Source organism: Nonomuraea sp. NPDC003707 (assembly GCF_053587055.1).
Map to the genome: position 1 here is coordinate 1 of NZ_JBSFNK010000095.1, position 11498 is coordinate 11498.

Consider the following 11498-nt stretch of genomic DNA (forward strand, 5'->3'; position numbering starts at 1 on the left):
GCGATCGCGCCACGTCCCCACAACTCGGCGGCGAACAACCGGCTGCGCAACACGACCACCCGCACCGCGTCGGCCAGCGACAACACCCCGGCCACATACGCCGCGGCCACCTCACCCTGCGAATGCCCCACTACCGCTGTCGGCCGGACCCCCACCGACTCCCACAACGCCGCCAGGGCCACCCCCACCGCGAACGCCATCGGCTGCAACACCTCGATGGACTCCAGCCCATCAGTGTCGGCCAGCACCTGGGCCGGGTCCCAGTCCACCCACCGCCGGATCTCAGCGAAACACTCCTCCAGCCGGGCCGCGAACACCGGCGACGCCTGCGCCAGCTCCACCCCCATCCCGGCCCACTGCGCCCCCTGACCGGGGAACACCAGCACCGCATCCCGATGAACCGCCGCCGTACCGGAGACCACCCCGGGGACGGACTCGCCGGCCGCCAAGGCACGCAGGCCGCCCAGCAACTCCTCCCGATCCGCACCCACCACCACGGCACGGTCCTCAAAGGCCGCGCGGGCACGCACCAGCGACAACGCGACCTTCTCGGCCGCCACCTCCGGCCGGGCATCGACGTACTCGGCCAACCGCGACGCCTGGGCCCGCAATGCTTCCTCACCACGCCCCGACAGCACCCACGGCACCACACCCGACACCACAGGAGCACCCCCCGGGGTGTCCAGCTGCGGCTCGGGGGCCTGTTCCACGATCACGTGCGCGTTCGTCCCGCTCACGCCGAACGACGACACACCCGCCCGCCGCGGCCGGCCGTCCGACTCCGGCCAGTCCCGCGCCTGCTCCAACAGCCGAACCTGGCCCTGCTCCCAGTCGACATGGGTCGTAGGAGCAGACACATGCAACGTCTGCGGCAACAACCCGTGCCGCATCGCCAGCACCATCTTGATCACACCGGCCACCCCCGCGGCGGCCTGCGTGTGCCCGATGTTCGACTTCAAGGAGCCCAGCCACAGCGGCTGCGCCGGGTCACGATCCCGCCCATACGTCGCCAGCAGCGCGTGCGCCTCGATCGGATCCCCCAGTGCGGTCCCCGTGCCATGCGCCTCGACCGCGTCCACTTCCGCACCCGACAACCGCGCATTGGCCAGCGCCTGACGGATCACCCGCTCCTGCGAAGGACCGTTCGGAGCCGTCAACCCGTTACTGGCCCCGTCCTGATTGACCGCCGACCCACGGATCACCCCCAACACCCGATGACCAGCGGCCACCGCATCCGACAACCGCTCCAGCACCAGCACACCGACGCCCTCGGAGAAGCCGGTGCCGTCGGCGTCGGAGCTGAAGGCCTTGCAGCGGCCGTCGGCGGCGATGACGCGCTGGCGGCTGAAGGCGGTGTACGTCCCCGGCGCGGACATCACGGTCACCCCGCCCGCGAGCACCAGCGGGCTCTCCCCGGTGCGCAGCGACTGGCAGGCCAGGTGGATGGCGACGAGCGACGCCGAGCAGGCGGTGTCCACGGTGACGGCGGGCCCTTCCAGGCCCAGCGTGTACGCGACCCGGCCGGCGACGACACTCGGCGCGGCGCCGGTGACGAGGTAGCCCTCGACGTCAGGGGGCGCCTGGTGCAGCCGGGGGCCGTAGTCCTGCGGTTCGGCGCCGATGAAGACGCCGGTCTGGCTCTGGTGCAGGGTCTGGGGGTTGATGCCGGCCCGTTCGACGGCCTCCCAGCAGGTCTCCAGGATCAGCCGCTGCTGCGGGTCCATCGCCACGGCCTCACGCGGGCTGATCCCGAAGAACGCCGCGTCGAACTCCGCGGCGTCGTGCAGGAAGTGGCCCACCCGGGCATAGGTGGTGTTGCCGGCGTCGGGGTCGTCGTCGAAGAGCCGGTCGAGATCCCACCCCCGGTCGGTCGGGAACCCGGTCACCGTCTCCCGGCCCTCGGTGATCAGCTCCCACAGCTCCTCGGGCGTGGCCACGCCGCCGGGGTAGCGGCAGGCCATGCCGACGATCGCGATGGGCTCGTCGGAGCCGACGGCGGCCGTGATCTCGGCGGTTCGCCGTTCCCCGAGCCCGAGCGCCTCGGTGAGCAGGTAGTCGGCGAGAGCGGTCGGCGTGGGGTAGTCGAAGGCGATGCCGATCGGGAGCTCGGCGCCGAGTTCGGCGGCGAGCCGGTCGTGCAGTTCGACCGCCGCGAGGGAGTCGAGCCCCATGTCCTTGAAGGTCTGCTCGGCGGAGACCGTCTCCAGCAGCCCGGGCAGTACGGCGCTCATCACGTCGAGCGTCGTCCGGCTCACCAGTTCGGTCAGGGACGCCCGGCGTTCCGCCATGGAGAGGTCAGCCAGCCGAAGGGTGAAGGCCGTCGCTCGTCCGGCCCTCGTCGTCGGGGTGCCGCTGGCTTCGAATTCGCTGTTTCCGGACTGGCTCATCTGTTTGACTCTCCATATGAACCGCAGTGATCCTGTCCGCGGCGGTTGAGCCGGGACAGCCGACGATGGATACCTGCAGGGCAGGCAGGTGGTTCTACTCGTACATGCGGACGAAAAGCACGTGGGACGAGGAGACGACCTTGTCGCCGCGCATGACGACCTCGCTGGGTGCCGGGCGGCCCAGGAACATGAGCAGGCTGGCCGTCATGCCGTAGGCCCCCGCGTTCGGGATGGTCACCACGTCCCCGGGGCGGAGATCGGGTACGGCGACATTGCGGCCGAGGATGTCGCCCGGGGTGCAGAGCGGGCCGACGAGGCTGGCCGGTGCCACGGGCTCGGCGGACTCGAACTGGACGGAGACCGGCAGCAGCCGCCCGAGCCCGGACATGCCGCCCAGCGTGTTGATCCCGGCGTCCAGGATGACGAACCTGCCGCCGCGGCTCTCCTTGACGTTGGTGACGGTGCACACGAGCCGGCCGCAGTCGCCGACGAGGTACCGCCCGGATTCGCAGGCGACCTGGGGGCTGCCGTCGCGCCAGCCCGGGAAGTGCGAGTCGAGGACCTCCTCCAGCGCCGCGCGGAGTCCGCCGTAGACGGGGCGTTCGCCGGGGGAGAGGTAGGGGGAGGCGAAGCCGCCGCCGATGTCGAGCAGCTCCGGCTCCAGGCCCGTCGAGTCACGCACCTCGGCCGCCGCGGTGATCGTGTGCTTGAACTCGGCGATCAGGGATTCCTCGTCCTTCGCGTTGCTCAGCGAGAACAGGTGCATCCCCGACAGACGGGTGCCGGGCACCGATCGAAGCTCCGGCATGAGCTCGGGGAGCGTCTCGCTGTCGAAGCCGAACTGGGAGGGAGCCCCCGTCATGCGGATGCTGGTGGTGGCGCCTGAGGCGGTGCTGTTCACCCGCAGGAGGCAGTCGGCGACCGTGTCCTGTTCCCCGGCGGCCTGCCCGATCCGGCGCAGGTCGTTGACCGACTCGACGGAGAAACGGCGGACACCGGCCTCCAGAGCGGCCTCCACCTCCTCGGTCGTCTTGCCGGGCCCGGTGTAGAGGATGTCGAGCGGGTCGAAGCCCGCCAGCAGAGCCGCGGCGAGCTCGCCCGTGGAGCTGATCTCGGCCTTGCACGCGGAACCGCCGCTCTCCCGCAGCGCCTCGGCGATCTCCGGATGGGGATTGGCCTTGAACGAGAAATAGACGACCGTCCCCTCGGGCAGGGAGGCGCGGAGGTCGTCATAAGCGGCGACGGCACGTTCGAGGTCGTAGACGTAAAGCGGCGATCCGTAGCGAGCAGCGAGCTCGGCGTCGCTCTTCACGATATCGGTGGCGTCGTTCAAGATTTGTCTCCTTGGGCAGGGGCATGAAGAGCGGCGGCCCAAGTCAGGCCAGGCCGGCGAGGAATTCGCGCATGACCCGCCGGAAGAGCTCCGGCTCCTCCAGATGCGGCGAATGGCTGGAATCCTCGAAGACCTTTCCGCGGGCCCCGGGAATGAGCTCGAGGAAAGGCCGGACCGACTCCTGGGTCACCTCGTCGTGCCGGCCCGAGATCACCAACGTGGGCACGTCGATGCCGGGCAGCAGGTCCAGGACGTCCCAGTCCTTCAGGCTGCCGATCACGTGGAATTCGCACGGCCCGTTCATGGCCTGATAGACGGTCGGATTGCTGAGCGTGTCCATGAACGTGGCCTTGAATTCGCGTGGCCACGGCCGCGTACGGATCACGTGCCGGTTGTAGAAGACCATCATCGCGTCGAAGTATTCGCGGGTGTCCGTCGTCCCGGCCGCCTCGTGGGCGAGCAGCGTCTCGTTCACCCCGCTCGGCAGCAGGTCGCGCAGGATCTTCAGCTCTTTACGCCATTCCGGGTACGAGGCCGGCGAGTTCGCGATGACCAGGCCGCGCAGCCCGGACGGCCGCTCGGACGCGTGTTTGGCGGCCAGCAGACCGCCCCAGGAATGGCCGAAGAGAACGTAGTCGCCGGCGATTCCCAGGCGGTTCAGCAGATTGCCCAGCTCGTCGTCGAACAACTCCGGCGTCCAGAATCCCGGGTCCGCGTCGTCGAGGTGCGTGGAACCGCCGTTCCCGAGCTGGTCGTAATGGACGACCGGCCAGCCGGCGTCGGCGAGCTCCGCCATGGGGAGCAAATAGTCATGGGTGCCGCCGGGCCCTCCGTGCAGGGCCACGACCGCCGGCTTCCCCTTTCCCGGGGTGCCGGTCACCCGGTACCAGGTCACGTGGTCGCCGAACGGCAGGGTTCCCCTGGCGCTGGGGGCTCGGGCCAAGTCAACCACCTCATCACGTTCGGCGCGGAGACGGCGCCCCACGCCCTGGGCCATTCATCGAAATGCCGCACAATGCGCAGGTGAGCGGCCCTGCCGACGCTAGGTGAAGGCCGATCGAGGGCGGACCCCTATCCGACCCGTGCGTATCCCCTATAGGGCGGGATTCCGTTCCCCGGACCCGCCGCGAAGCCCCGGCATCCGTATACCGTTCCGTTGCGAACATTCACCCCGAATGGCGACCGCCGGCCGCGGCGTCGCTTTTTCCGAGCCCGAGTGAACGCAAAATCAGAGCCGAGGTCAACCTGATGAAGCACCTGCTGTTGCGCCTTTCCGAACTCGACGCCCACGCGGGTGACGAGCTCAGGGTGATCAGCTTCTTCGACGTGCTCCTGCAGAACGGGACCGATCTGGAGCGGCTGCTGCTGGAGGCTTCGCGGCTCGCGGAATGCCCCGTAGGGGTGAGCGTTCCCGGTCTGGGGGTGTATCGGCGGGTGAGCGCCGGCGGCGGCGCACTCGACGGGCCCGCCGACCCGGGTTCCAGGAGGCACGAGCTCGTGAACGGCGGCGAGGTGTGGATCGAGCGGCGCGGCGACGCGTACTCGATCGACGCCATGCTCGTCGAACGGTTCGCCATCGCCTGCGCCGCTGCCCTGGGCAGGAGGGAGCCCGCTCCGGGGTTCGGCGACCCGGCGCTCGTCGAACTCGTCCTCGGCTCGGCCGTCGACGAGGCCGGACGCTCCCGGGCGCTGAAGCTCCTCGGGCTGAGGCCGGATCGTTCGGTGCAGGTGTTCGCCGTCGCCGGTGACGCCTCCGGGCTCGGGGGCAGGGTGGCCCGCCTCGGGCAGGTGTACGGGGTCATCGTCTCCGGCCCGCCCTGGCCCGACGCCCTCGCCAGCACGAGCTCGGCGGTCGGGGTGAGCCCGCGCGTTCCGTCCGCGAGCGCCGCGCGGGCCTGGCACATGGCACGTACGGCACTGCGCTTCGCCGGCCCGGGGGAGCTGTGGGGCAGGGTCGTGCACTGGGACCGGCTGGGCGGCTTCGCCCTGCTCGCCGAGCACCTGCCGGACGAGGCCATCGGCGGATCCCCGGACGTCGCCGCACTGGACCGCCTGGCGGAAGCGCCCAACGGGGACTCCGTCCTGGCGACGCTGGACGTCTTCGCGGCCAGCGACTCCATCCGCCAGACCGCCTCCCGGCTCTACATCCACCGCAGCTCCGTCGCCGCCCGGCTGGCCCGCGCCGAGAGCGAGCTCGGCTTCCCCGTGCAGCCGGCCGAGGGCCGCGCCCGCCTGACCCTCGCACTCACCCTGCGACGGCTCGGCGAACACCCCAGTACGGCCGAAGCCCGCAGGGGGGCCTGAGGGGTGATCTAGGGGTCGGTGCCTCTCACGTGGCTGATTACTGTCTCGTGAGAGTCGATGGGGCTCTGGCGGACCTGCTCACGACACCCACCTGTGAGCGGAAGGGCGCATTGCGCGCCGCCGCCCGGCCGACCTTGTACCTGCCGGAAGGATGCGGAATGCGCGTCGTTGTCACCCAACTCGCGGCCAGCGCTCATCTCAACCTCGTGGTGCCGCTCGGCTGGGCGCTCAAGTCCGCGGGCCACGACGTCGTGATCGCGGCACAACCCGACATCATGCCCCTGGTGCAGCAGACGGGACTGATGGGCGTCGCCGTCGGCGACGAGGCGCGCTACGCCGAGCGCGTCGCGGCGATGGCGCCCGAGGAGACCATCTACGGGTCCGGGTACTCCATCACGGAGATCCGGCCCGAGGTCCTCACCTACGAGTACGTGCGCGACTGCCTCGCGGCCTTCGCCTCCCCGATGGCGCTGGACGTGAACACCGACGAGTCCGTCTTCGACGGCATGGTCGCCTTCTGCCGCTCGTGGCGCCCTGACCTGGTCATCTGGGACAGCATGACGTACACGGGACCGGTGGCGGCGGCCGCCTGCGGCGCCGCGCACGCCCGGACGACCATCGGCCGCGACCACTGGGGCCGCTTACGTGAGCTGTTCCTGCGCCTGCGGGCCGAGCGCCCGGAGGCCGCCGGCGAGGACCCGGTACGCGACTGGCTGACGGCCAAGCTGGAGAAGTACGGCTGCGAGTACGACGACGACCTCGTCCTCGGCCAGACGACCATCGACTCGATCCCCTCCTGGCTGCGCCTGCCGGCGGAGTACGACTACCTGCCCGTGCGCTACGTGGCGTACAACGGCCCCGGGACCATCCCCGACTGGCTGCGGACGGAACCGGAGCGGCCGCGGGTCTGCGTCACCCTGGGCAACTCCTACCAGGAGGTGTGGGCCGGCCGCGCGAAGCTGGGGTACCCCGACCTGTTCGAGGCCGTCGCCGACCTGGACATCGAGGTCGTCGCCCTGCTGGGCCCCGCTTCCGTCCCCGCCGGGGCCACCGTCCCCGACAACGTCCGGATCCCCGGGTTCGTGCCGCTGGACCCGCTGCTCAAGAGCTGCTCGGCGATCGTCCACCACGCGGGGACCGGCAGCACCCTGACGGCGCTGCTCAACGGCGTCCCGCAGCTCATCATCCCGCACGCGCTGCACGACGAGGACCAGGTCGCGGACGCCATCGAAGCGCACGGCGTGGGCGTGCACCTTCCGCCGGACCGGTTCTCGGCCGACACCCTCCGCGCCGAACTGCAGCGGATCCTGAACGATTCCACCTTCACCGAGCGCGCACAGAAGACCAGTCAGGAGATACGGGAGACCCCGACCCCGCACGACCTGGTCAAGGACCTGGAAGAGCACGTGCTCCGCCACCGGAGGACAGCCGGCTAGACCGCGCCGGCCCACGTCCGTCCCGTTCCGCCTCACTACCTCAAGGCTGGTTGAGAATCCCATGGCCACTGACGACAAGTTCCGGGACTACCTCAAGCGTGCTACCGCCGACCTTCAGCGCGCCCGCCGGCGGCTGCGCGAGGTCGAGGCGAAGGATCGTGAGCCGATCGCGATCGTGGCGATGAGCTGCCGCTACCCCGGCGGGGTGAACTCGCCGGAGGACCTGTGGAACATGCTGGTGGAGGCCCGCTCGGGGATCTCCTCCTTCCCCGACGACCGGGGCTGGGACCTCGAGACGCTCTACGACGAGGACCACACGGCCGGCGGTACGACGTACGCGCGGGACGGCGGTTTCCTCGAAGGGGCGGGCGACTTCGACGCCGGCTTCTTCGGGATCAGCCCGCGCGAGGCCCTGGTGATGGACCCGCAGCAGCGGCACGTGCTGGAGGTCGCCTGGGAGGCGCTGGAACGGGCCGCGATCGACCCCGGCACGCTGCGCGGCACCCCCACCGGCGTCTTCGTCGGCGGGACGCAGACCGGCTACGTCTCGGGGCTCGGGCCGTTCCCCGAGGGCGTCGAGGGGTACGTGCAGACCGGCAACACCAGCTCCGTCATCTCCGGCCGGGTGGCCTACAGCATGGGCCTGGAGGGCCCCGCGGTCACGGTGGACACCGCCTGCTCCTCCTCGCTCGTCGCCATCCACCTGGCCTGCCAGTCGCTGCGCAGCGGCGAGAGCACGCTCGCGCTCGCGGGCGGCGTGACCGTCATGCCGACGCCCGAGCTGATGGTGGACTTCAGCCGGCAGCAGGGGCTGGCCCGCGACGGCAGGTGCAAGGCCTTCTCCGACGACGCCGACGGCACCGTGTTCTCCGAGGGTGTCGGCATGCTGCTGCTGGAGCGCCTGTCCGACGCGCGGGCCAACGGCCACCAGGTCCTGGCGGTCATCCGGGGCACGGCGGTCAACCAGGACGGGGCCAGCAACGGTCTGACCGCGCCCAACGGTCCTTCGCAGGAGCGGGTGATCCGCCAGGCGCTGACCAACGCCGGGGTGACGGCCGCCGACGTGGACGTGGTCGAGGCGCATGGGACGGGGACCACGCTCGGCGACCCCATCGAGGCCCAGGCGCTGCTGGCCACGTACGGGCGGGACCGTGACGCGGGGGCGCCGCTGTGGCTCGGGTCGGTGAAGTCGAACATCGGGCACACGCAGGCCGCCGCGGGCGTGGCCGGTGTGATCAAGATGGTCATGGCCGCCCGCGAGGGCCTCCTGCCCCAGACCCTGTACGTGTCCGCCCCGTCCAGCCATGTCGACTGGGAGCAGGGCCAGGTCCGGCTGCTGGATCAGGCGAGAGACTGGCCGGAGCCGGCCGGCCGGCCGCGGCGGGCGGGTGTGTCGTCGTTCGGCGTGAGCGGGACGAACGCGCACGTGATCGTGGAACAGGCTCCCGAGCCGCTGCTGGACATCCCGGGGGGTGCTCCTGTGGTGTCGGGTGTGGTGCCGTGGGTGCTGTCGGGGCGTGGTGAGGAGGCGTTGCGCGCTCAGGCGTCGCGGTTGGCCGAGTATGTCGATGCCCGGCCGGAGGTGGCGGCCGAGAAGGTCGGGTTGTCGCTGGTGCGTGCCCGCGCGGCTTTCGAGGACCGTGCGGTGGTGGTGGGTGCGGATCGGGAGGAGTTGCTGGGCGGCCTGCGTGCCTTGGCGGCCGGCGAGTCTGATCCCACGGTCGTCTCCGGTACGGCGGCGGTTCATCGGGATGCGGTGCTGGTGTTCCCGGGGCAGGGGGCGCAGTGGGCCGGGATGGGGGTGGAGCTGGCGCAGGCGTCGCCGGTGTTCGCCGCCCGGCTGGCCGAATGCGGGCAGGCGCTGAGCGAGTTCGTCGAGTGGGACCTGCTCGACGTACTGCGCGGTGTGGACGGAGCTCCGACCCTGGACCGGGTGGACGTCGTCCAGCCCGCCACCTGGGCGGTCATGGTTTCCCTGGCGGCATTGTGGGAGTCCGTGGGGGTCCGCCCGGCCGCGGTGATCGGGCATTCGCAGGGCGAGGTGGCCGCGGCGTGCGTGGCCGGGGCGCTGTCGCTGCGGGACGCGGCCCGCGTGGTCGCCCAGCGCGGCAAGGTCATCCGCAGGGAGCTCGCCGGGACGGGCGGCATGCTGGCCGTGCTGCTGCCGTACGAGGAGCTGGTGCGGCGGCTCGAACCGTGGAGCGACCGGCTCTCGGTAGCCGCCGTGAACGGCCCGACCTCCGTCGTCGTGTCCGGCGGCGCCGCCGACCTGGACGAGTTCTTCGCGGCGATCACCGGTGAGGGCGTGCAGGCTCGAAAGATCAAGGTGGACTACGCCTCGCACTCCGCCCAGGTGGAGCGGCTCCGCGAGACCGTCCTCGCCGAACTGGCCGGGCTCGAACCTCGCTCCGCCGACGTGCCGTTCTACTCCACGGTCGTGGCGGAGTCGCTGGACACCGAGGGGCTGGGGGCCGACTACTGGTACACCAACCTGCGCCAGCGCGTGCGTTTCGAGGACGCCGTACGAGTCGCGATTCGCGACGGTCACGACTTCTTCCTCGAGGTGAGCCCGCATCCGGTGCTGACGATGGCGGTGCAGGACATCCTGGACGTCACCGCCCCGTCGGGAGTCGCGGTGGCATCGCTGCGGCGCGGCGAGGGCGGCGCGGGGCGGTTCGTACGTTCGGCGGGCGAGGCGTTCGCCGCCGGGGTGGGGGTGGACTGGCTACGACTCCTGCCCGGCACCAGCGTGGGTGCCGAGTTGCCCACGTATGCGTTCCAGCACCGGCGTTACTGGCTGGAGCCTTCCGTGGCGGGGGCGGCTGACGCGGGTGGGCTGGGGCTGACGCGGGTGGATCATCCGCTGCTGGGTGCGGCGGTGGAGCTGCCCGATCAGGGTGGGGTGGTGCTGACCGGCCGGATCTCGACCGCCACACACCCCTGGCTGGCGGATCACGGGGTGGGGGAGACGGTGGTCTTCCCCGGCACCGGGTTCGTGGAGCTGGTGGTGCGGGCGGGGGATGAGGTCGGCTGTCCGGTGGTGGAGGAGCTGACGCTTGAGGCGCCGCTGGTGATCGGGGGTGACGAGCCGGTCCAGCTTCAGGTGGCGGTGTCCGCTGCTGGTGAGGACGGGCGGCGTGAGGTGGCGGTGCACGCCCGTACTGGCCGGCGGCCTTGGACGCGTCACGCCGCGGGCACCCTGGCCGTGACGAGCAGTGCGGCCGGTTCTGCTGATGAGCAGTGGCCGCCCGCGGGGGCGCAGGCGGTGGACGTGTCCGGTCACTACGAGGCGTTGGCTCGTGCCGGGTATGGCTATGGTCCGGCGTTCCAGGGGCTCAAGCGGGCCTGGGTGCGTGGCGCAGAGGTGTTCGCCGAGGTGGAGCTCGACGAGCGGGAGGCCGCCGAAGCCGACCAGTACGGTATCCACCCGGCTCTGCTGGACGCCGCCTTGCATGCCACCGGTCTCGTCGAGCAGGTTGAGGGGGTCGCGCTGCCGTTCGCCTGGAACGGGGTGGAGTTGCTCGCTTCCGGCGCCCAACGCGTGCGCGTCCACGCCCAGCCCACCGACGACGGCGCCACCAGCATCCGCATCGCCGACGGCACCGGTGCGCCGGTCGCGGTCGTCGCGAGCTTGATCTCACGTCCGCTGCCCGCGGATGGGCTGTCGTCGCGTCCGCAGGCTGGGCACGATGCGCTGCATCGTGTGCAGTGGGTGCCGCTGCCGGGTGAGCCGGCCGGTTCCGGTTCTGGGGATGTGGCGGTGGTGGGCGAGGGCTGGCCCTCTCTGGTCGCGGCTGTCCAGGCTGCTGGTGGGGGTGTCGGGGAGTTCGTGGATGTGGCGGCGTTGGGTGATGCGGTCGCGTCCGGGCGGTCTCTTCCGGCCGCTGTGGTGATGCGGCTGTCGGTGGAGGCTTTCGGTCAGGAGAGGCTGCGGCCGGAGCTGGATCGGGTCGTGGGTGTGCTGGGTGGTTGGCTGGCTGATGAGCGGTTGGCCGAGACCCGGTTGGTGCTGGTCACCAGCGGCGCGGTGACAACTGG

Annotated in this window: 6 protein-coding genes; 3 read left to right on the forward strand and 3 right to left on the reverse strand. The window is 71.1% G+C overall.

Annotated features, from left to right (window positions below):
• From ACWDRB_RS67140 to ACWDRB_RS67150, 3 genes are all read right to left on the reverse strand, one after another.
• On the reverse strand, positions 1–2387 hold a 2387-nt coding region (locus ACWDRB_RS67140), incomplete at its 3' end, for a type I polyketide synthase (RefSeq protein WP_449912682.1).
• 94 nt (positions 2388–2481) lie between these two features.
• Positions 2482–3720, reverse strand: a complete 1239-nt coding sequence (locus ACWDRB_RS67145) for a type III PLP-dependent enzyme (RefSeq protein ID WP_449912683.1) — start codon at positions 3718–3720, stop codon at positions 2482–2484.
• A 43-nt stretch (positions 3721–3763) separates the two neighbouring features.
• Positions 3764–4663: a proline iminopeptidase-family hydrolase gene (locus tag ACWDRB_RS67150; protein WP_449912685.1), complete on the reverse strand. Its 900-nt coding sequence runs from the start codon at positions 4661–4663 to the stop codon at positions 3764–3766.
• 305 nt (positions 4664–4968) lie between these two features.
• On the opposite strand from ACWDRB_RS67150, the gene ACWDRB_RS67155 reads away from it, so the two are divergent.
• The 3 genes from ACWDRB_RS67155 to ACWDRB_RS67165 form a co-directional block, all read left to right on the forward strand.
• Positions 4969–6024 (forward strand): helix-turn-helix domain-containing protein, encoded by a 1056-nt coding sequence (locus tag ACWDRB_RS67155; protein WP_449912686.1) that lies wholly within the window; start codon positions 4969–4971, stop codon positions 6022–6024.
• A 158-nt stretch (positions 6025–6182) separates the two neighbouring features.
• Positions 6183–7460, forward strand: a complete 1278-nt coding sequence (locus ACWDRB_RS67160) for an activator-dependent family glycosyltransferase (protein WP_449912687.1) — start codon at positions 6183–6185, stop codon at positions 7458–7460.
• A 61-nt stretch (positions 7461–7521) separates the two neighbouring features.
• On the forward strand, positions 7522–11498 hold a 3977-nt coding region (locus tag ACWDRB_RS67165), incomplete at its 3' end, for a type I polyketide synthase (RefSeq protein WP_449912689.1).

Bases quoted from the DNA above. Each gene is read 5' to 3' on its own strand.
- ACWDRB_RS67155 (WP_449912686.1), top strand. From the start codon at position 4,969: ATGAAGCACCTGCTGTTGCGCCTTTCCGAACTCGACGCCCACGCGGGT.
- ACWDRB_RS67160 (WP_449912687.1), top strand. From the start codon at position 6,183: ATGCGCGTCGTTGTCACCCAACTCGCGGCCAGCGCTCATCTCAACCTC.